Raw genomic sequence first — 22,075 nt, forward strand, 5'->3', positions numbered from 1 at the left:
CGCGGCGCGGCGCGGGCACGGCGCAGCGGGGCGCGGGCACGGCGCAGCGGGGCGCAGCGGGGCGGGGCGCAGCGCAGCGGGGCGGGGCGGGGCGGGGCGGGAGGTGGTCAGCCTGCGCCGGGGCGGGGTGCGGGGGTGGGGCGGCGGCGGTTCCAGGAGTCGAGGATGTGGCGGCGCATGGCCACCGCCGCCCCCTCCGCATCCCCCGCCGCGATCGCGTCCCGAATCGCCTGATGCTCCTCCAGCGTCTGCCGCATCACCGAGTCGTTGTACTCCCCGTGGTACCTCATGCTGGTACGCGCCTTGTCATGGATGCTGTTGACGATCGCCCGCCCGAGCCGATTCCCAGAAGCCGCCATGATCATGTCGTGGAATCGCACGTCGGCCGCGCCGAAGTCGGCCGGTGAAGCGAGGCTGGCCCGCATCGTGCCCAGCTCGGCCCCGATCCGCTCGTCGTCCTGAGCGGTGTGGAGGCGAGCGGCCGCGGCGGCCATGTCGGTCTCCAGGGCCGTACGCACCGACACCAGTTCGTCCAGGAACGTGGCGTTCTCGTCGTGCGCGATGACGGAGGTCAGCACGACGTCGTCGAGCAGGTTCCACTGCCGCGCGTCCATCACCTGGGTGCCGCGCCCGTGCTCGATCCTGACCAGGCCCTTCTCCTGGACGATCTTCACCGACTCGCGAATGACGGTCCGGCTGACGCCGAACTCCTCGCACAGCTCGCCTTCCGGCGGCAGCGCCGAGCCGGGGCGCAGGGCGCCGCGGACGATGTCGTCCACGAGTTGCTCGACCACGGTGGTGCCCAGCTTGGCCGGACGTGAGCGGCGCGGCCGGCGAGCGGGCTTGACAGTACCGTCGGGCGGGCCACCGGGCGAGCCATCAGGGGGGCCGTCAGGCGTGTCGCCGGTGAGCGCCGGTGCGTGCTGAGTCACGTGCCCTCCCGAGCACTGGTGGTCCTGATCTTCGGACCGCCTTGAGTATAGGCCATTGTGCGAGACATCACACGTATGATGTCATATCCCGAAACGCGGCGTTTACGTACCTCACTTCCGCCCTTTCGTCCCCCTAGGAACACCACATGAGACGACGCAGCCCGGCGATCCTCGTGACCGCGGTCCTGTTCACCGTCGCGGCCTGCGGCCCGCCCAGCCCCACCGGCGCCGCCAAGCCCGGCACCGCCACCTCCGCCGCCGCCTCCTCCCCGTACGGCTTCGCCCCCGCCGAGCAGAAGGACGGCAAGCTCGTGGTCTGGGTGGACTCCACCCGGCTGGACGCGGCCAAGGCGTACCAGGCCGCCCACCCCGGCGCGCAGCTCGACATCGTCACCTACGACGGCAACGCCAACGGCTCCAACACGCTCAAGACGAAGGTCCAGCTCTTCAACCGGGCCGGCGAGGGCTGGCCCGACGTCGTGTTCACCACCGACAACAACACCGCCTCCTGGGCCTCGCAGGGCGACGACGCCTTCGTCGCCCCGCTGGACAAGGGCCTGATCGACCAGGGCACGCTGGACGGGTTCGCCAAGGGCGCGCTCGACGTGTGCACCGTGGACGGCACCGTCTACTGCCTGCGCAACGACCTGGCCCAGGTGGTGCTCTGGTACAACAAGAAGCTGTTCGACGAGTTCGGCTACCAGGTGCCCAAGACCTGGGAGGAGTACCAGGCGCTGGGCGAGAAGGTGGCCGCCGAGCACCCCGGCTACCTGGTCGGCACGGCCGGCGACGCGTGGACGCCCGAGATCTACCTGTGGGGCGCGCAGTGCCCGGCCAACCAGGTCACGGCCGCCAAGGCGATCACGGTCAAGGCCACCGACCCCGCCTGTGTGCGGGGCGCGAAGCTGATCGACAAGCTCGTGGCCAACAAGACCATGTCCCTGCTGCCGCTCTTCGGCCCGGACTTCGCCAAGAACCAGGGCGGCAAGGTGCTCATGCTGCCCGGCCCCGCCTGGTACGGCGGCGCGGTGTTCCAGGGCGCGCTGAAGACGCCGAAGGGCGAGCTCGCGGTCGGCGACGCGCTGCACTGGGCGGATCAGAGCCCGCCGGTGACCGGCAACGTCGGCGGCGGCGCCTGGTGGGTCTCGCGGCACAGCGCCCGGCTGGAGGCCGCCAAGGACTTCGTCACCTGGGTCACCACGGCCGACGCGTACCAGGTGGACAAGTCGCCCGGCTACCCCGCCCACGCGGGGGCGGCGGCCAAGTGGATCGCCAAGCAGCAGGAGAGCGGCTACTACGCGGGCGACATCGCCGCCCCGATCACCGCCGCCGCGGGCCAGGTCTGGCCGGGCTGGGGCTCGCCCGAGTTCAGCCAGGAGGCGGTGTGGGCCAAGACGGTCATCCCCGCCCAGACCGCGGGCAAGACCGTCGAGTCGCTGCTGGCCGACTGGCAGATCGCGATCGAGCAGCAGGCCCAGGTGTTCGGCTACCAGGTCACCAAATGAGCACACCCGCGATCACCGCCGCCAGGAGCCGCTCCTGGCGGCCGGCGGCGGGGCACGCCTTCGTCTCCGGGTACGTGGTGCTGCTGGTGGCGTTCGGCATCGTCCCGACCGTGTACGCGCTCAACCTGGCCTTCACCGACGCCGACGGGCGCTTCGCGGGCCTGGCCAACTTCGTGCGCACCGCCCAGGACTTCCGGTTCCTCGCGGCGGTCGGGCACGTGGCCACGTACCTGGTGCTGTGGCTGGTCACGCTGACGGTGCTGACGCTGACGCTGGCGCTGCTGGTGCACCGGCTGACCGCGGGCTGGTCGCGGGCGGTGCTGCGGTTCGTCTACTACGTGCCCGGCGCGCTGGCCGGCGCGTCCAGCGTGCTGCTGTGGCTGTTCATGCTGGACCCGTCCGTGAGCCCGATCGACGGCATCGTCCGCTCGCTGTGGGGCTCGACGTTCGTGGCGGTGGTCGCCCCCGGGCACCTGCCGTGGCTCTTCACGATCATCGCGTTCTGGACGGGCGCGGGCGGCTGGATCGTCATCATGTACGGCGCGCTGAACAGCATCCCGCACGAGGTGATCGAGGCGGCCCGGGTGGACGGCGCGGGCCCGCTGCGCACCGCGCTGCGCGTGCAGCTGCCGATGCTGCGCAAGTGGATCGTGTACATGCTGATCCTGTCGCTCGCGGCGGGCACGCAGCTCTTCGTCGAGCCGCAGCTCATCTCCCAGGCGAGCTTCGGCGTGGTCGGCACCGACTACTCGCTCAACCAGCTCGCCTACCTGTACGCCTTCGACCAGAACGACTTCAACGGCTCGGCCGCCATCGCGATCGACCTCCTGATCGTGGCGCTGTGCTGCGCGGGCCTGTTCGTCGCCAAGGGAGGGCTGTTCGATGCGGACTGACCGCCCGGCCCGCCTGGCGGTACGGGCGCTGGTGGCCGTCGTGCTGACCGCGTTCGCGCTGTTCTTCGTGCTGCCGATGGTGTGGCTCGTGCTGGCCGCCACCAAGACGCCCGCCGGCCTCATCCAGGACAACCCGCTCTCCCCCGGCTCGATCGCCGCGCTCCTGGACAACTGGCGCAGCCTCATGTCCTTCCAGGACGGCACAGTGGCGACCTGGATGGGCAACTCGGTGCTGTACGCCGCGCTGTCGGTCGTGCTCACCCTGCTGGTGAGCATCCCGGCCGGCTACGCCCTGGCGCTGATGAAGTTCCAGGGCCGCCGCCTGCTGCTGATCGTCACGCTCGTGGTGATGCTGATGCCGGCCACCGCCCTGGTGCTGCCGATCTTCCTGGAGTTCAGCTACCTGGGGCTGGTCAACACGACGGCCTCGGTGGTGCTGCCGATGTCGTTCTTCCCGTTCGGCGTGTACCTGACCTACATCTACTTCTCCACCAGCGTGCCCGCCGAGCTGCTCGACTCGGCGCGGCTGGACGGCTGCGGCGAGTCGGCGACGTTCGCCCGGGTGGCGCTGCCGCTGGCCAAGCCGGTCGTCGCGCTGGTCGCGTTCTTCAGCTTCGTGACGAACTGGAACAACTTCTTCCTGCCGTACGTGATGCTGCCGAACAGCGACAACTACCCCATGCAGGTCGGCCTGACCCAGATGCTGGCCGCGACCCCCACCTTCAACCCCGTCGTCGGCGCCAACGCCGAGGTGCAGCCGCCGGAGCTGGTCCTGGCCACCCTGCTGTCGATCGCTCCCGTGCTGCTCGTCTTCCTGTTCTCGCAGCGTTTCCTGGTCGCCGGGCTGACCGCCGGCGCGACCAAGGGCTGACCTTGAGGAGCTCCCACCGCATGACGCACCGCCCGCCGACCGTGACGGCCAGCGTGCCTGTCCTCGACCCGCCCGCCTGGGCGCTGTCCCAGCGTGCCCTGCTGGACCTGCTCGACAGCGGGTGGCGGCTGTTCTCCGCCCGCTACACCAGGCCGGACGGCTCGCTGCGCTACGAGGGACGGCTGTCCTCCCGCGACGGCGCCGACGACTTCTTCGAGCCGTTCTTCAACTGGCCCCAGCTCTACCTGCTGGGCGGCGCCGACGACCTGCTGGAGACGTGCGCGCGGCACTGGCACGGCGTGGTGGCCCAGATGACGGAGCTGGGCATGTTCGCCGACGAGTTCGAGATCGGCTACGACTGGTTCCACCAGGGCGAGAGCCTGCTGTTCACGTACTTCCTGACCGCCGCCGACCCGCATTCCTGGGCCGAGCGGGCCACCCGCTTCGCCGACCTGTACCTCTTCCCCGCCAAGGGCAACTACGACCCGGAGCTGCGGATCGTCAAGGCGCCGCACAACGGCAGCCGCGGCGCCCGCGAAGGCGTGTCCGACACGCCCGCCTACCCGTGGACGGAGGCCGAGGCCGCCCAGTACGGCTACCCGCTCGACTGGCTGGTGCCCGACGGCGCGCCCGTGCCCCCGCTCGCCGAGGACCCGCGGCTCGGCGCCGAGATGCAGCGCAGGCTCGGCAGCGGCGACGCCGTCGGCAACCTCAGCGTGGCCGGCCTGATGGCCAACGCCTACCTCGCGGGCGGCGAGCGGCGCTACGCCGACTGGCTGCGCGACTACGTCGGCGCCTGGCAGCGCAGGGCCGAGGCCAACGGCGGCGTCGTCCCGGACAACGTCGGCCTCGACGGCGTCGTCGGCAGCCGGCTCGACGGCCGCTGGTACGGCGGCCACTACGGCTGGACGTGGCCGCACGGCCTCTACAGCATCGGCCAGGCGGTGGCCGTCGGCGCGCTCAGCGCCGCGCTGGCCACCGGCGACGACGGCTACCTCGGCTTCGTCCGCACCCTGCTGGACGCGGTCATCGAGCGCGGCGTCAAGCAGTCCTTCGACGAGAGCGACTCGGCCAACCAGGGCCGCTGGCGCGCCCACCTCGGGCCCGACGCGTACGTCCCGACGCTGCTGGTGCCCTACCGGCACAGCGACAAGGGCTGGTTCGACCACAACCCGATCCAGACCTCCGTCCCGTTCGCGCTCTGGCACCACACCGGCGCGCCCGGGGACCGCGCCCGCCTCGACGCGCTGCGCGCCGCAGCCGGGTACGACTGGGCGACCGTGCGGCCCTTCCGCGACAAGGAGGAGGCCGGGCACGAGGAGCCCTGGTACGCGTACCTGTGCGGTGACAACCCGGACTACCCGGAGCGCATCCTGGCCGCCGCGCACGCCCAGGCCCGCCGCCGCATCGCGCTGCTGCTCGCCAACGCGGACCGCGACCTGCCGGAGGAGGCCATCCACCTGTGGCAGAACGTCAACCCGGTGGTGACCGAGGCGCTGACGCAGCTCATGTGGGGCGGCCCGCAGGTCGTCTACAACGGCGGCCTGCAGCAGGCGCGGGTCCGCTACTTCGACGCCCGCCGCCGCCGTCCCGGCCTGCCCGATCAGGTGGCGGCGCTGGTCAGCGCGATCGAGTCGGAGGCCACGGTGGTCACCCTGGTCAACCTGTCGGCGGTGGACGACCGGACGATCGTGGTGCAGGGCGGGGCGTTCGGCGAGCACGAGATCGTCACCGCTTCCGCGACCTCGGCCGAGCCGGGCTGGACCGGGCACGACACGGAGTACGTGCATCACGAGCCGGTCGTCTCGGTCACCGAGCACGCGGTGGGCGGGCCGTACCTGACGGTGGAGCTGCCCGCGGGCACGACGATCACGCTGACGCTGCGGCTGCGGCTGCGCGCTCACCAGCCGTCCTACCGCACGCCCTGGGAGGCCCGCTAGACACGCGTGGCGGGCGGGCCCGGGCTCCAGAGCCCGCACCCGCCCGCCGTCGCCTATCCGGAAGGACCTAGCCGGAAGAACCAGCCGGAAGGACCGGCCGGAAGGACCTAGCCGCAGTGCTCGAACGGGCTGTCGTAGACGGACGATCCCGCCTTGCCGCCCCACTTCACGCACTTGCCCGCCGCGGCCGCCCGGATCGGCCCCGCGTAGTAGGCGAAGTTGCCGCTGTCGGTGACCCGGGTCTTGCCCTGCACCTCCAGGTACGCGCTGGTGGCGCTGGCCGTGCCGATCGAGGTCTTCTTGATCGTGGCGACGCAGTTGTTGCCGTTCGCCGAGTTGTAGAGCAGGTGGACCGTGCCGGCCGTGCCGAGCGCGGCGCTGTCGATCACCTTGTAGCCGCTGCCGCACACCGACTCGGCGGTGTGCGGGTTGGTGGTGCCGCCGCTGCCGCCGGTGACGTAGTTCATGAACGTGGTCCAGTTCCAGTAGCCGCCCGGGTCGGTGTGGTCGGTGCCGGGGACCTGGCTGTGGCCGACGATGTGCGTGCGGTCCTTGGGGATGCCGTACCGGTCGGCGATGTTGCGGGTGAGCGCGGCCGACGAGCGGTACATGGCGTCGGTGAACCAGGTGGCGTCGTTGACGAAGCCCTCGTGCTCGATGCCGACCGAGCGGCGGTTGTAGTCGCCGGCGTGGAAGGCGCGGTCCTTCTCCCTGACCATCTGGGTGACGGCGCCGTCGGAGGAGCGCACGACGTAGTGGGAGCTGACCTTCGCGGCCGGGTTCTGGAACCAGGAGATCGTCCCGGCGTAGGAGCCCTGCGCCACGTGGATGACGATCCGGTCGATCGCGTCGCTGGTGGGGCGGCTGGAGACGGCGTAGTTGGCGCTGTTGGCCGGCACCCAGGCGGCCTGCGGGTAGTCCACCGTGGCGGCGAACGTCGTGGGGCCGTCCAGGTCCTTGGCCTTGCCGTACGTGCCGCGGTCCGGCTCGACGGCGCGCGGCTTGACCGTGACGCTCTCGCCGCCCTCGGCGGTGCCGCGCACGCCCTCGGCCAGCAGGTCGTAGACGGTGTCGGCGTACAGGCGGGCCACGTCGGCGGAGGCCGCGCCGCCGTAGCGGGCGATGGGCGTGTACCAGCGGGCCGGGTCCTTGCGGGCGGCGGCGTCCAGGCCCGCCTCGTCGGCGAGGGCGCGCAGCACGGCGGCGCCGCCGGCGATGTTGGCGGCGTCGTCGCTCTTCAGCTCCGCGACGGGGCGGCCGGTGAGGGTGGCCGCGCGCTCCAGGGTGCGGGAGGTGACCAGGTGCATCACGCCGTAGCCGCCGCTGGCGCTGGGCTCGCCGTCGTGCCCGTCCAGGTGGGTCTCGGCGTAGGCGAGCGAGACCAGCAGGTCCCGCGGCACCTCGTAGGTGGTGGCCGCCTTGGCGAACGCCCCAGCCACCGGGCCGTCAGCGGACACGGCCGCTGACACGGCCGCTGCCGGGCCGCTCGTCAGCAGTGTGGCGGGCATCAGCACGCCGGCCAGCAGCGCGGCGGAGCGGCGCAGTTGGGCACGCACAGTGTTTCTCCTCAGGGAGTCTCGTTCGTGGGGGGACGTGCTCTAGCCGCAGTGCTCGAACGGGCTGTTGTAGACGGCCGTGCCCGCCTTGCCGCCCCACTTGACGCACTTGCCCGCCGCGGCGGCCCGCACGGGGCCCGCGTAGTAGGCGAAGTTGCCGCTGTCGGTGGCCCGGGTCTTGCCCTGTACTTCCAGGTACGCGCTGGTCGCGGTGGCCTTGCCCAGCGACGACTTCTTGATGGTGGCGACGCAGTTGTTGCCGTTGGCGGAGTTGTAGAGCAGGTAGGCGGTGCCGGCCGTGCCCAGGGCGGCCGAGTCGATCACCTTGTAGCCGCTGCCGCAGACCGAGGCGGCGGTGTGCGGGTTGGTGGTGCCGCCGCTGCCGCACTTGTTCTTCGAGGTCAGCGTCTGGTTCGGGTAGCCGAACGTGGTGCCGTTGAAGACGGCCTTGCGGATGTTGCTCGGGTAGCTGGTGCCCTGGCGGACCTCGTAGTGCAGGTGCGGGCTGATGTTGTTGCCCGGCTTGCTGGTGTTGCCGAGCGTGCCGATCTTCGTGCCCTGGGCGACCTGGGTGCCGGCGGAGACCGAGCGGGAGTTCAGGTGCGCGTAGTACGACGTCCAGCCGCCGCCGTGGTCGATCTTGACCAGGTTGCCGTAGCCGTTCGCGGAGCCCTGGTGGGCGGAGATGACCACGGTGCCGGCCGCGGCGGCCACGACGGTGTCGCCGAGGTCGGCGTTGGCGGTGCTGCCGCGGTTGAAGTCGATCTCGTACGAGCGGTGCGCGCTGCTGTTGCTGGAGTTGCCCGTCCAGCTCTGGCCGCAGGGGAAGGGGAGCTGGAAGCTCGGCGCGGCGAGGGTCGAGACCTCGGGCACGTCCACCTGGTCCGGCGGGTCGTTCTGGTCCGGGGCGGGGCTGGTGGCCGCGGGCGTGGGGGCCGGGGTGGGGGCGGCTAAGGCGGCCTGACCGGCCGTCAGGCCGCAGATCAGGACGAAGCCGATCGTGAGCACCCTGCTGGGTCGCATAAGGATCCTTTCCGTACGGCGCCGGAACGGGATCCGCCCCGGCGCCGATCATGATCAAGTGGATCTGCGCTTACTGGGGCTCAAGATTGCGAGTACGGCGTACAAAGAACATCCAGGATCGATATAAAGGCTCAACCGGGCAATGGTTGCAATACCTCCAGGTAAGGAGTAGGTGCGGTCATAGTGGGTGAACTACCAGCCTTCGGTGTCCTCGGGCCGTTGCAGGTCCTGACCCCGGACCGGAGCCTGCGCATCGGCGGCACCAAGCCGCGGCTGCTCCTGGCCACCCTGCTGCTGGAGGCCAACCAGGTGGTCGGCTCGGACACGCTCATCGAGGTCCTGTGGCCCGCCGGCCCGCCCTCGTCCGCCACGGCCAACCTGCGCACGTACGTCAGCTCCTTACGCGGCGTCCTCGGCACGGCCGGGGCCCGCATCGCCGCCCACCCCTCCGGCTACGCGATCGAGGTGCCGGTGGAGCGGCTGGACCTGCTGCTGTTCGAGGACCTGGTGGCCAGGGCGCGCGCGGACGGGCGTACCGAGGCCGGGGCGGCGCACCTGCGCGAGGCGCTCGCGCTGTGGCGCGGCGAACCGCTCGGCGACCTGCCCGCCAGCCCCGCGTGGGACCACCGGCTGCGGGCCCTGACCCAGGCGCGGCTGGCGGCGGCGGAGGAGCTCGTCGCGACGAAGCTCGCCACCGGGGAGCACGCCTCCGCCATCGACGACCTGCGCGGGCTGATCGGGGAGCATCCCTACCGGGAGGATCTCTGGCAGCAGCTCATCCTGGCGCTGCACCGGGGCGGGCGGCGGGCCGAGGCGCTGCACGCCTACACCGAGATCCGGCGGCAGCTCGTGGACGAGCTGGGGATCGAGCCTGGCCAGGAGCTTCGGGAGGCCCATGCGCGGGTGCTGGCCGAGGACGCGGGCACGGGCGTGGGCGTGGGCGTGGGGGCGAGCGCCCAGGCGGCCCCGGGTGCTGACACAGACGCGGGTGAAGACACGAACGCGGGTGTGCGGACGGGTGCGCCGCCGCCGTACCAGCTCCCGGCCGACATCCCCGACTTCACCGGCCGCGCGACGGCGGTCACCGAACTGACCGAAGCCCTCGGAACACACCACCCGGACGGCCCGCCGTCGATCGCCGTGGTCGTCGGGCCGCCGGGCGTCGGCAAGACGGCCCTGGCCGTGCACTGCGCCCACGCCGTACGCCCCGGCTACCCGGCCGGGCAGCTCCACCTGTGCCTGGGCGGCACCGACCCGTCCCCCGCGGACCCGGCGGAGCTGCTGGCCGAGGCGCTGCGCGCGCTGGGCGTCGCCGCCGCGGCGCTGCCGCCCACCCTGCGCGAGCGCTCCGCCCTCTACCGTTCCCTGCTGGCCGAGCGCCCCATGCTGGTCTTCCTGGACGACGCCGCCGACACGGCCCAGGTGCGCGCCCTGCTGCCGGGCAACGGCTGCGCGGTCCTGATCACCAGCCGCCGCCGCATCACGGAGCTGCCCGGCGCGCTGCTGCTGGAGCTGGACGTGCTGCCGCCCGGCGAGGCGGAGCGGCTGCTCGGCCGCATCATCGGCCCTGAGCGGCTGGCCGCCGACCGGCAGGCGGCCCTGGACATCCTGGCCTCCTGCGGCCACCTGCCGCTGGCCATCCGGATCGCCGGCGCCCGCCTGGCGGGAAGGCCCGGCTGGCCGCTGGCGGTGTTCCAGCGCCGTCTGGCCGACGAGTCCAGCAGGCTCGACGAGCTGCGCGCCGGCGACCTGGAGGTGCGCGGCTCGCTCGAACGCAGCACCGGGCGGCTGACCGGCGAGGCGGCCACCGCCTTCCACGCGCTGGGCCTGCTCGGCCCGGCCTCCGTGCCCGGCTGGGTGGCCGACGCGGTGCTGGGCCGTCCCCGTACGGAGGCGGTGGTGGACTCGCTCGTGGACGCCAGCCTCCTGCGCCTGGCGGGCACCGACGCACTGGGCCAGCCCCGCTACCAGTTGCACGGCCTGATGCGCGCGCAGGCCAGGCAGCACGTGGAGGGCGAGGAGGGGCGGCGGGCGCTGGCCCGCGTGGTCGGCGGCTGGACGAGCGCGGCCGGGCACGCCATGACCCGCCTGCCCACCACCCTGTTCAGCCTGACGCCCGAGGAGCCCGTCTCCTGGAGCCTGCCGGGCGAGACGCTCGCCCAGCTCACGGCCGATCCGCTGTCGTGGTTCGAGGCGGAGCGCGAGTCGCTGGTGGAGGCGGTGCGGCTGGCCGCGGGCACGGGCCTGTCGGCGTCCGCGTGGGGGCTGGCCGGCGCGCTGGTGCCCTACTTCGACCTGCACTGCCTCCTGGACGAGTGGCAGCTCACGCACAGTCTGGCCCTCGACAGCGCCAGGGCGGCGGGCGACCGGCGCGGGGAGGCCGCGATGTTGCGCGGCCTCGGCCAGGTGTGCCTGTACCAGGACCGTTACACCGAGGCGGGCGACATGCTGCGGCGGGCGTGCGCGCTCTTCCGCGAGCTCGGCGACACGCGCGGCGAGGCGATCTCGATCTGCGGGCTGGGCGCGGTCAGCCAGTTCTCCGGCGACCACCTGCGGGCGCTCGGCTCGTTCCGCCGGGCTCTGGCCATGTTCCTGACGATCGGCGACCGCGGCGGCGAGGCGTACGCGCGGCAGGCGATCGGCCGCGTCCACCTGTCGCTGCGCGACGTCCGGCAGGCGTCCAGGTGGCTGGCGGAGGCGCTGCGGCTGGCCAGGGATCTCGGCGACACGCACCGCGAGGGGTGCGTGTCGATGCACCTGGGACGCCTGCACGACATGAGGGCGGAGGCCGGGGAGGCGATGCGGTTCCAGGGCCGGGCGCTGGACATCTTCGAGCGGCTGGGCGACCGGCACTGCGGCGCGTACGCGATGCAGAGCCTGGGCGGGCTGCAGGCGGCCAACGGGGAGCGCTCGGAGGGCTCCGACCGCCTCCAGGCGTCCCTGGCGATCTTCCAGCAGCTCGGTGACCGCAGCGGGGAGGCGGCGGCGTTCCAGACGCTGGGCGAGCTGTACCGGTCGGCGGGGCGGACCGCGCTGGCCTCCCACTACCTGCACCGCGCGGTCGAGCTGCGGCGGGAGCTGCACGACGCGGACCCGAGCCCGCGCCGGGTGTGAAGCCGTCAGGGAGCGATGTCGAGGGCGTCGATCGTGACGGCCGGGCTGATCGTCAGGAAGGGCCGCTCGTCGCCATCGCCGAAGTCGGTGGTGACCAGCCGTCCCGGAGCGGAGCCAGGGCGGACGACGCGCCCGCCGCTGACGGCGAGGTAGCCCTCGAAGTTACGCCTGGCGAAGCGGCGCTCCTGCCCCGTCCGCACGTCGATGACGATCAGCGGGCTCTCGTCGTCGGGCTCCGGATAGACGATCAGCTCGTGCCCGGAGACCCAGACGGAGTGCGGGCCGGGCAGCGCGACGCGCCCGGGGTAGGCGGCGATCTCCTTGCCGGTGAGGTCGAGGACGACGGTGGTCAGGACGTCGTCCAGCGTGAGGTACGTCGCCGCGAGCAGCAGCCCGTCGGGCGACCAGCCGACGGCCGCCTCCTCCCAGTAGCCCTCGGCGTGCCAGAGCCGCTCGCGCGACCCGGTGCGGACGTCGATCAGCTCGATCCCGGCGATCTCGTCGCCGACGCCGGGGATGCCGGGCCCGTTCGACAGGTCGGCGAGCACGGCGAGGCGGCCGCCGTCCGGTGACAGGGCGGCGCGCAGGTAGTCGTCGGAGGTGAACTCCTGGCGGGCTCCGGTGGCGAGCGTGTGCAGCACGACCCGCCGGGGCCCCGCGCCGTCGTCCTGCTGCGCGGTGAACACCAGCCTGCCGCCGTCGGACGACAGCGACACCGTCTCGGGCGCGAGGTGCGCGGGCAGCCCGGGGACGGACACGAACGCGTCGCCGCCGGCCTCCAGCACGACCACGCCGGGCCCCTGGGCGGCGAGCACCATCCTGGCCTGGCGCACCGGCCGCGAAGCCAGCGCGTCGAAGGCGATCTGCCACGAGCGGTCGACGACCACGGCACCTCCTCTTACGGATCCGGTGCGCAGCCTAGCCGATCCCTATCGCGAAACGATCTTTTGGGTGTACGGTCCCGCTGCCAGACTTATGTCCTCTTTATCCGGGGTGAACGCTTGCGGCGTCTCAGTGTCTTCATGGTGGCCGTGCTCGTGGCCGGGTTCCTCGTGCCCGTGCCCGACTTCTTGTTAGCCAGGTGGGCGGAGGCGGCGACGGCCTGCTCCCCCAACAGCACCGACTGGTCCAACGGCCGCAGCGGCCAGAAACGCTGTGTCTTCAACCACATGTACTCCACGCGCCGCCGCATCAACGACGCGTGCCTGCGTGACCGTCCCGTCCTTGGGACCCACATCTACCAGCAGCCGAACGAGTGCAGCCCGTCGGGCGGCATCGAGGCCATCGGCCAGGCCCGAGCCATCAAGTACCTCAGCGACCAGATCGGCGGGGGCGGCGGGCTGATCAACCCCGAGATCCAGTGGGAGCCGACCCTCAGCGGCGGCGGCGACCGGCCCGACATCGTCTACTACGACCGCGCCGGCAACAACTGGGGCCAGGTGATCGAGGCCAAGGTCGACGGCAACCCCGACTACTCCGGCTGGGGCGGGCAGGTCGTCCGGTACATCGGCGTGCTGACCGGCGACGGCGTCAAGAACGTCGTCCCCGGCACCGTGCTCAACCGCTGGGGCACCTACGACGACTGGTTCCAGGTCTACACCAAGAACCCCTCCTGCAAGGTGGACGGCAAGGACGGCTACCAGCTCTCCACGTACCGGGCGCTGTCGCCCCTTCCCGGCCTGCTGCACATCGAGGAGGTGAAGAAGGAGCGCAAGTGCGAGGAGACCAAGCGGCAGCCCCCGCCGGGCAGCCCGCCCGCCGACATCCCCGAGCTGGACGAGAACGACGACGACCGCGACTGGCCCATCCCGCAGGGCCTGCGCCAGCTCATCGACCGTCTCACCAGGCCGCCCGGCGGCGGCTCCAGCGACTCCTCGAACAACGACGTGGCCAGGTACGGCAGCGCCGCGGCCGCCGCCGCCGCGCTGACCGCGTCCGTCATGATGTTCCTGCGCACCCCGCAGGGCGCGCTGTTCCTGCGCACGGCCGGCTTCGCCACCGTCGAGATGGCGCTGGCGCTCGGGGTGGGCGCGCTGGTCGTGCTCATCCTGTTGTGGTACTTCTCCGAGTACGGCGGCCTGGTCAAGGGCGAGCCGCACTTCACCACCCTGGACGGCCTGGGCTACGACCTGCAGTCCGTCGGCGAGTTCGTGCTCGCCAACTCCGAGAGGAACGGCCTGGAGATCCACGGCCGGCTCAGCCCCGCCAGCGGCGGCCGGGACGTGTCGGTGATGTTCGACGCGGCGATGGAGGCCGGTGACCACAAGGTCGAGTTCCACGAGGACGACCTGTACATCGACGGCCAGAAGCTCACGCTCGACACCGGCAAGATCCTCTACCTGGGCGGGGAGGCGTTCGTCCTGCGCGGGGACGGCAAGTGGCTCGTCATGTTCGACGGCCTCGAAGGCCCCGTCCTGTCGTGGCGGCGCGGCGCCGCCGGGCTCTACCTGCCGCCGTCGGCCGACAGCGACCTGGAGGGCCTGCTCGGCAACAACGACGGCGACCCGAAGAACGATCTGAAGCTGCGTGACGGCACCCAGCTCCCCGCCAACGCCACCCCCGCCCAGCTGCACACCGACTACGCCAACTCCTGGCGGCTGGACGACACGGAGTCGCTGTTCACCTACGGACCGGGCGAGAGCACCGCGACGTTCACGAACATGCAGTTCCCCTCCAGCATCGTCACCATCCACGACCTGACGCCCGAGCAGATGCAGCTCGCCACGGCCCAGTGCGAGGCCAGCGGCGTCGAGCCGGGCGTGCCGTTCAACGACTGCGTCCTGGACATCGCGCTGACCGCGGACACCTCGTTCGCCGAGGCCGCCGCCGAGCAGAAGACGGTGGCCCTCGATCCTGCGGCGCAGGTCGTGGACGCAGGCGGCGACCTGACGATCGACTTCGAGGGCACGCTCGGCAAGAACACGCTGCCGTCGCGGGTGTCGGCCGACCCCTCGGTGACCTCGTTCGCCGGGCCGTTCAGCGGCAGCGACTCCTACCGGTTCTTCGTGCAGGCGCTGCCGCTGCACAAGAGCGGCACGCTCCGCTTCGACCTGCTGGCCGTCGGCGACTGGACGTCCGACTCCGACACCGAGACGATCAAGGTCGAGCCCGACCGCGGTGACCCGTACACGATCACGCCCGCCGACCTGACGCCGGTCGCGACCGGGACGCTGGCGGGCGGCCTGCCGTGGAAGAAGTACCAGGTCACGATGCCGATCACGCACAAGAAGAGCCAGATCGAGGTGAAGGTCTCCGCCACCGGGACGGCGGGCCTGTCCAACCAGGCGTTCGGGCTCGACAACGTGGCGCTCGACCTGGAGGTCTCCCCGCCGCAGTCGTTCCCCGTGTCGCTGCCGTTCACCGCCTCGGACGGCGTGCCCGGCGAGGGCGCGGGCAACCTGGAGGGCGAGGTCGCGGTCGACGAGTACCGGTTCACGCTGGCGCAGCCGGCCTCGGTGTTCGTCCACGCGCAGGAGTGCCCGGGGTCCGGGTTCGGGCTCAGGTGGGAGCTGACGAACGCGGCGGGCGCGAGCCTGGCCACCTCCTACCTGTGCGGCGCCAAGCGCGTGGACGCGCTGCCCGCGGGCGACTACCGGCTGCGCGTCTGGCCGTGGAACGACGTGTCAGGCCCGTACAAGCTCAGCGTGAACACGCTGGGGGCCGACGTCAGCACGACCGCGGCGATCGGCGGGCCGAAGGTGCCGCTGCAGATCACCGACCCCGGCCAGCGCGGCACCTGGACGTTCCAGGGCACCGCGGGCCAGCAGGTCTCCGCCGTGCTCGACGACTCCACCCTGACCGCGCTCGGCGACGCCACCCTGCAACTGCGCGGCCCCGACGGGAAGATCCTCGATCAGGGGTCGTGCGGCGAGGGCTGTTTCATGGACACCGAGACGCTGCCGGTCACCGGCACGTACGCGATGGTGTGGGACCCGAAGGACGCCAAGACCGGCTCGATCGCGCTGCGCCTGTACGCGGTGCCCGCGGCCGTCACCGGGACGGTCGCGATCGGGTCGCCGTCCACGCTGACCACCACCGTCCCCGGTCAGACGGCCTCCTGGTCGTTCAACGGGACGCAGGGCCAGCGGGTCGCGTTCTCGGTCAGCGGCGCCGGCGCGGCCAGCGCCTCGATCACCGGCCCGGACGGGGCGCGGCTGTTCGGCTCCACCTACTGCCCGGCGTCCTGCGCCTTCGACACCACCACGCTGCCGGCGACCGGCACGTACACGCTGCTCGTCGACCCCAGCGACCTGCACACGGGGCCGATCACCGCGAGCGTGATCGAGGGTGACGTCACCGGCGTCCTGACCGTCGGCGGTGGGCCGGTGAAGCTGACCACGACGGGGCCGGGCCAGCGGGCGTACTGGACGTTCGCCGGCACGGCGGGGCAGCGCGTCGCGTTCTCCCTGGCGGACGGCACGTTCGACGGCGCGTACGCGTCGCTGCGCAAGCCGGACGGCACGGACCTGTACAGGTCCACCTGGTGCAAGACGTCGTGCGCGTTCGACACGGTCGCGCTGCCGGCGGACGGCACCTACACGCTCGTCCTGGACCCGTCCAGGACGGCGGTGGGCTCCATGTCCGCGCAGGTCGCCGAGGGCGACGTCACCGGCACCCTGACCGCCGGCGGCGACCCGGTCGAGCTGACCACGACCGGCGCCGGGCAGGCCGCCACCTGGTCGTTCGCCGGCACGGCGGGGCAGCGCGTGGCGTTCGCCCTGACGGGCGGCACGTTCAGCAGCGCGTACGCGCTGGTCCGCAAGCCGGACGGCACCGAGCTGTCCGAGTCCGTCTTCTGCAAGACGTCGTGCGCGTTCGACACGGCCACCCTGCCGGCGGACGGCATCTACACGGTCGTGCTCGACCCTTCCGGCACGGCGGTGGGCTCCATCTCCGCGCAGGTCACCGTGGGCGACGTCACCGGCACGCTCACGGCCGGCGGCGACCCGGTCGCGCTGACCACGAAGGGCCCGGGCCAGAACCCCGCCTGGACGTACGCAGGGACGGCCGGGCAGCGCATCTCGGTCACCTTCACGGGCGGCACGTTCACCAGCGCGTACGCCTCCCTGCGCAAGCCGGACGGCACGGTACTCGTGCCCGCCACGTTCTGTGCCAGTACGTGCTACTTCGACACGACGGTGCTGCCGGAGAGCGGCGTCTACCAGGTGGTGGCCGACCCGGCCGGCGTCCAGACCGGGTCGATCGCGGCCCAGCTCAACATCGTGCCGCCGGACGTGACCGCGCAGCTCACCGTGGGCGGGCCGGCGTCCACGCTGACCACCACCATCCCCGGGCAGCGCGGCCTGTGGACGCTGGCCGGGACGGCGGGGCAGCGGGTGTCGTTCGACTTCACCGGGCCGACCTTCACCTACGCCTCGGACGCCACCGTCCGGGTGCGCAAGCCGGACGGCACCGACCTGATCGCCGACACCAACTGCGGCACCGGGTGCCTGCTGGAGCCGGTCACCCTGCCGGCGACCGGCGCGTACCTGGTGGACCTGCGGCCCAAGGGCGCCAAGACGGGCGCGCTGACGCTGCGCACGTACCTGGTGAGCGACGTCACGGCCGCGATCGCGACCGACGGCGTCACCTCGGCGCTGACCACGACGGTCCCCGGCCAGAACGGCACGTGGACCTTCACCGGGGCCGAGGGCGGCTACGTCAACCTCGCGTTCATGAACGGCACGTTCACCGGCTCCACCGACGCCGCCGTCTCCGTGCGCGGCCCGGACGGGACCGTCCTGCGGGAGGACACCTCCTGCGGCAAGCTGTGTGTGCTCGACCCGCTCACCCTGCCGGCGTCCGGGACGTACACGATCGGGTTCGACCCGCGCAAGGCCCTCACCGGCTCGCTGACCGCGCAGCTCACCGAGGGCGACGTCACCGGGACGGCCACGGTCGGCGGCCCCGCCTCCACGCTGACGACCGTCGGCGCGGGGCAGAAGGCCGTCTGGTCGTTCACGGGCACCGCCGGCAAGCGGGTGTCGTACAACTTCACCGGCTCGACGCTGACCGGCACCTATGACGCGTACGTCGCGGTGCGCAAGCCGGACGGCACCGTCCTGATCGACGACACGGCGTGCGGCAAGAACTGCGTGCTGGACCCGGCGGTCCTGCCCGTGGGCGGTGTCTACACCGTGGAGTTCAGGCCGCAGAACGCCAAGACGGGCTCGATCACCCTGCAACTGCACGAGGTCACCCACCTGAGCGCGAACGTCACGCTCGGCGGCGCCGCCTCGACGCTGACCACCACCACGCCGGGGCAGAACGGCACCTGGTCGTTCGCCGGGACGGCCGGGCAGCTCGCGTCGTTCAACCTCACCGAGGCGAGCTTCGCCAGCTCCCTGGACGCTCGGGTGTCGGTGCGCAAGCCTGACGGGACCGTGCTGGTGGCGGCCACGTACTGCGGCAAGAACTGCTTCCTGGAACCGGTGGCGCTGCCCGTCAACGGCACCTACACGGTGGAGTTCGACCCGCAGGCCGACAAGGCGGGCAAGCTGACCCTGAGCGCGTACGCGGTCACCCACCTGCTCGGCACGGCCACCGTCGGCGGCGCGGCCTCGACGCTGACCACCACCACCCCGGGACAGAACGGCACCTGGTCAGTGCCCGGGACGGCGGGTCAGGTGGTCGCGTTCAACCTCACCGACGCCGGCTTCACCAGCACCACCGGTGCGCGCGTGTCGGTGAAGAAGCCCGACGGGACCGTCCTGGTGGCGGCCACGTACTGCGGCAAGAACTGCTTCCTGGAGCCCGTGGCGCTGCCCGCCACCGGCACCTACACGGTGGAGTTCGACCCGCAGGACGAGAAGGTCGGCAAGCTGAGCCTCAAGGTCCACCAGGTCAGCGACCTGGCCCCGGTCGCGGTCACCGTGGGCGGCTCGACCGCCACCCTGACCACCACGACCCCGGGCCAGAACGGGAGCTGGACGTTCAGCGGCACGGCCGGTCAGCAGGTGGCCGTCACCTTCACCGGCTCCAGCTTCGCCGCCTCCACCGACGCGCGGGTCGGGCTGCTGAAGCCCGACGGCACGGCGCTGGGCAGCTCGCCCTACTGCGGGCGCAACTGCACCATCGCGGCGACGACACTGCCGGTCACGGGCACGTACACGATCGTCTTCAACCCGCAGGCCGACAAGGTCGGCTCACTGACGGCGAAGGTGGCGATGCCCTGACACGCACATAGGGCACGGCCGGAACGAATTCCGGCCGTGCCCTGCTTTTTCTAGTAGTAGCCCTCGACCGGGACGCGCGCCTCCTCGAACAGCGCCGGCCCCTCCTGCGGCACCTGAGGCCAGCCGCCACCGGGCTTGAGCCCGGCGAGCTGCTCGTTCGACAGCGCGTACACCACCCGCCCGAGCCCCGACCGCTCGATCCCGCCCCTGCACATGTCGCACGGCTGGCAGCTCGTGTACATGGTGGTGCCCGCGGCGGTGGCCGGGTCCAGCTCCCGGGCCGCCCACCGGGCCAGTTTCAGCTCGGGGTGGGCGGCGATGTCGCGGTCGCCTGCGACCGTGTTGTGCGCCTCCGCCAGCACGTCGCCGTCCGGCCCCACCAGCAGGGACCCGAACGGCGCCTCGCCGCCCGCGCGGGACTTGGCGGCCAGCTCGATGGCCCGGCGCAGGAAGGTCTCCTCTTGCGGTGTCACTGTCGCTCCATTCGTCGCTCCCGGAGGTCGTCGCTCCCGGATGTCGTCACTCCCCGATGTCGGGGCTCCAGCGGTCGGCCACGGCGGCCAGCGCGTGCCAGGCCGCCTGCGGGTGCAGCGTCTCGGCGGGGTCCCCGTCGAACGGGTCGAGCACCACGGTGTCGGCGCCGAGCGTGCGCAGCTCTTCCAGGTCTTCGGCGATCTGGCCGATGGTGCCCTCGCCCGCCCGCCGCTCAGGATCGGTGACCGGCGTGCCGGTCACCCGCAGCACGATGCGCGGGGCGAAGGCGGGCACCGGCCGGCCCAGCTCGTCCGCGACGCCCTTCAGCCGGTGCGCCGCCTCCCGCAGCCACGGCAGCGTCGTGCGCAGGGGGTGGTAGGCGTCGCCCAGCCGCACCGCCCTGCGCAGCCCGGCCTCGCCGTTGCCGCCGACCCAGATCGGCACCGGCCCGGCGCGGTAGTCGTCCTCGTCCGCCCACGCGGCGCGCATCGCCTGGAGGTGCTCGTCCGTCAGCCGGCCGCGCCGCTCGAACGGCACGCCCAGCGCGGCGAACTCCTGCCGCGCCCAGCCGGTGCCCACGCCGAGGACCAGCCTGCCGCCGCTGAAGCGGTTGAGGTTGGCCGCCATCCTGGCCATCAGCAGGGGATGGCGGTAGGGCACGATCAGCACCGAGGTGCCGAGCCTGATCCGCTCGGTGACGCCGGCCAGCCACGCGAGCGTGGTGAACGGCTCGTAGAACGGAGCCGGATACTGCTCGGCGACGTCAGGCGTCACCACCACATGGTCGGAGATCATCAGCAGGTCGTAGCCGAGAGCCTCCACGGTCCGCGCCCAGCGGCGCAGCACGGCCGGATCCGTCCCTGGCCCGAAGTTGGGCACGTTCACCCCGATTCGCATGGCAGCGAGGCTATCGAGGCGGCGGCCCCGAACTGAAGGGATTGTTCACGGCGTCGCGGACTTCTCGCCGGGAACCTGCCGGTATCGTGGCCGGATGACCGAGGAGCTCGACGAGACGGACTGGTCGATCCTGGCGGAGCTCCAGCGTGACGGCCGCCTCCCCCTCACGGAGCTGGGCCGCCGGGTCAGCCTCAGCGCCTCGGCCACCACCGAGCGGGTCAGGCGGCTGGAGACGCTGGGCGTCATCACCGGCTACCGGGCCGAGATCGATCTCGCCAAGGTCGGGTACGCCATCCTGGCCGTCGTCCGGCTGAAGTACCCCGGCAACCGGCACGAGCCGCTGCGCCGCCTGCTCGGCGAGCGCGCGGAGATCCTGGAGTGCCTGCGCACCACCGGCGAGGACTGCTACACGCTGAAGGTGGCGGCCGGCTCCATGGCGCATCTCGAACGGATCGTGGACGAGCTCGCCCAGTTCGGCAGCACCACCACGAACCTCGTCTACAGCCGTCCCCTCCCCTACCGGGGCCCGTGCGCCCCGCCGCTGTGACCGCGGCCGTCAGCCCCGCCCGTACCGGTCCTCGGCACGCCAGAAGTACCAGAACCCGGCGACGAGCGTGACGACGGCCCACACCAGGCACGACACCCAGATGAGCTGCGGCGGGGTGTGGCCGGCGATGAGGATGTCGCGCATCCACTCGATGAAGGAGGCGGCCGGGTTCAGGTACATGGCGGTGGCCACCCATTCGGGCAGTTGCGCGCTGTTGACCACCTTGTCGTGGATGGCGAAGAACACGCCGGACGCGTAGAGCCACGTCCGCATGATGAAGGGCAGCAACTGGTTGAGGTCCCGCATCGTGGAGCCGAGCCTGGCCAGGATCAGGCCCGCGCCGATGTTGAACATCGTCTGCAGCACCAGCACGATCGGGATCATCAGCCAGAACAGGGTCGGCGGCTCGCCCGTGAGCACCACGATGACCAGCAGCACGCCCATGGAGATGAGGAGCTGCTGCAGCTCCTGGATCGTGTACGCCAGCGGCAGCGACGCGCGCGGGAAGTGCAGGGCGCGGATCAGCGACAGGTTGCCGGAGATCGACTTCGCGCCCGCCGTGACCGTGCGCTGCGTGTAGGTGAACACGAACATCCCGGTCAGCAGGAACGCCGGATAGTTCGGGATGCCCTTGCTGCCGCCGAGGATGAGGCCGAACATCACGTAGTAGATGGCGGCGTTCAGCAGCGGCGTGATCACCTGCCAGAGCTGGCCGAGCGCGGAGCCGGAGTACTTCGAGACGTTGCGCGAGGTCGCGTAGGTCAGCACGAAGTGCCGCCGCTGCCAGAGCTGGCGCACGTAGACGGGGAGCTGGGGGCGCGCGATGGCGGGCCTGAGCCCGTGCCTGCGGGCCAGCTCCTCCAGTGACTGCGGTGCGGGGTCTTCCACCTGGCTCATGAGCACCTCGTAGCGTTGCGGTCACCGTGCCGGACGGCTCTTGCGACGATCATGCCCCGTGGCAGGGGGCATCGGTCCAGTCTTGAGCCGGAGCGTCGCGGAGTCGAGCACCGTTGACGGAGCTGAGCGCCGTTTATCCGGCGAGGTCCGGGAGGTGGCGGCGGGCGTGCTCGATGAACGCCCGGGCCGCCGGGCTCGACTGCCCGCCCGCCCGCCACACCACGCCCATCCGCCCTCGCAGCTCCGGCTAG

General features: G+C 72.0%; 14 protein-coding genes. 7 read left to right on the forward strand and 7 right to left on the reverse strand.

Going from position 1 to position 22,075, the window contains the following annotated elements; all coding sequences use genetic code 11:
* Positions 1–107: 107 nt before the first annotated feature.
* Positions 108–932, reverse strand: coding sequence for a FadR/GntR family transcriptional regulator (locus FXF51_RS20920; protein WP_148436196.1), 825 nt, complete (start codon positions 930–932; stop codon positions 108–110).
* Between the two features lie 146 nt (positions 933–1,078).
* Between FXF51_RS20920 and FXF51_RS20925 the strand changes: the two genes are divergently transcribed.
* From FXF51_RS20925 to FXF51_RS20940, 4 genes are read left to right on the forward strand one after another with little or no spacing between them, the layout of a single operon-like run.
* Positions 1,079–2,437, forward strand: a complete 1,359-nt coding sequence (locus FXF51_RS20925) for an ABC transporter substrate-binding protein (protein WP_148436197.1) — start codon at positions 1,079–1,081, stop codon at positions 2,435–2,437.
* Positions 2,434–3,330 carry a carbohydrate ABC transporter permease gene (locus tag FXF51_RS20930; protein ID WP_148436198.1) on the forward strand — a complete coding sequence of 299 codons (897 nt, stop codon included), beginning with the start codon at positions 2,434–2,436 and terminating at the stop codon, positions 3,328–3,330. The genes FXF51_RS20925 and FXF51_RS20930 overlap by 4 nt, the downstream gene beginning before the upstream one ends.
* Positions 3,320–4,201: a carbohydrate ABC transporter permease gene (locus FXF51_RS20935; RefSeq protein ID WP_148436199.1), complete on the forward strand. Its 882-nt coding sequence runs from the start codon at positions 3,320–3,322 to the stop codon at positions 4,199–4,201. Before FXF51_RS20930 ends, FXF51_RS20935 begins: the two co-directional genes overlap by 11 nt.
* Positions 4,202–4,221: 20 nt before the next feature.
* Positions 4,222–6,141, forward strand: a complete 1,920-nt coding sequence (locus FXF51_RS20940; RefSeq protein ID WP_148436200.1) for a hypothetical protein — start codon at positions 4,222–4,224, stop codon at positions 6,139–6,141.
* Positions 6,142–6,248: 107 nt separating this feature from the next.
* On the opposite strand, the gene FXF51_RS20945 is transcribed toward FXF51_RS20940, so the two are convergent.
* Positions 6,249–7,697, reverse strand: a complete 1,449-nt coding sequence (locus tag FXF51_RS20945; RefSeq protein WP_222871388.1) for an N-acetylmuramoyl-L-alanine amidase — start codon at positions 7,695–7,697, stop codon at positions 6,249–6,251.
* A 42-nt stretch (positions 7,698–7,739) separates the two neighbouring features.
* Complete coding sequence (locus FXF51_RS20950) at positions 7,740–8,720, reverse strand: M23 family metallopeptidase (RefSeq protein ID WP_148436201.1); 981 nt, start codon at positions 8,718–8,720, stop codon at positions 7,740–7,742.
* A gap of 183 nt (positions 8,721–8,903) precedes the next feature.
* Between FXF51_RS20950 and FXF51_RS20955 the strand changes: the two genes are divergently transcribed.
* Positions 8,904–11,834, forward strand: a complete 2,931-nt coding sequence (locus FXF51_RS20955) for an AfsR/SARP family transcriptional regulator (protein WP_262379702.1) — start codon at positions 8,904–8,906, stop codon at positions 11,832–11,834.
* A 5-nt stretch (positions 11,835–11,839) separates the two neighbouring features.
* Here FXF51_RS20955 and FXF51_RS20960 read toward each other — a convergent pair whose 3' ends face one another.
* A complete protein-coding gene (locus tag FXF51_RS20960) occupies positions 11,840–12,721 on the reverse strand; it encodes a hypothetical protein (protein ID WP_148436203.1) in 882 nt (293 codons plus the stop codon).
* A gap of 114 nt (positions 12,722–12,835) precedes the next feature.
* Here FXF51_RS20960 and FXF51_RS20965 point away from each other — a divergent pair, with 114 nt between their 5' ends.
* Positions 12,836–19,009: a VWD domain-containing protein gene (locus tag FXF51_RS20965; protein ID WP_148436204.1), complete on the forward strand. Its 6,174-nt coding sequence runs from the start codon at positions 12,836–12,838 to the stop codon at positions 19,007–19,009.
* 50 nt (positions 19,010–19,059) lie between these two features.
* Here FXF51_RS20965 and FXF51_RS20970 read toward each other — a convergent pair whose 3' ends face one another.
* Positions 19,060–19,482, reverse strand: a complete 423-nt coding sequence (locus FXF51_RS20970; protein ID WP_148436205.1) for a nucleoside deaminase — start codon at positions 19,480–19,482, stop codon at positions 19,060–19,062.
* 46 nt (positions 19,483–19,528) lie between these two features.
* Positions 19,529–20,380, reverse strand: a complete 852-nt coding sequence (locus tag FXF51_RS20975) for an LLM class flavin-dependent oxidoreductase (RefSeq protein WP_148436206.1) — start codon at positions 20,378–20,380, stop codon at positions 19,529–19,531.
* A 94-nt stretch (positions 20,381–20,474) separates the two neighbouring features.
* Here FXF51_RS20975 and FXF51_RS20980 point away from each other — a divergent pair, with 94 nt between their 5' ends.
* Entirely contained in the window at positions 20,475–20,927 is a 453-nt protein-coding gene (locus FXF51_RS20980; RefSeq protein ID WP_148436207.1) for an Lrp/AsnC family transcriptional regulator, read from the forward strand.
* 9 nt (positions 20,928–20,936) lie between these two features.
* Here the strand turns inward: FXF51_RS20980 and FXF51_RS20985 are convergent, their stop codons facing one another.
* The gene (locus FXF51_RS20985; protein WP_148436208.1) at positions 20,937–21,824 is read right to left on the reverse strand and encodes an ABC transporter permease; all 888 of its coding nucleotides are present in this window, start codon (positions 21,822–21,824) and stop codon (positions 20,937–20,939) included.
* Between the last annotated feature and the right edge of the window lie 251 nt (positions 21,825–22,075).

It is taken from the genome of Nonomuraea sp. PA05, assembly GCF_008086045.1.
GTDB classification, from domain to species: Bacteria; Actinomycetota; Actinomycetes; order Streptosporangiales; family Streptosporangiaceae; genus Nonomuraea; species Nonomuraea monospora.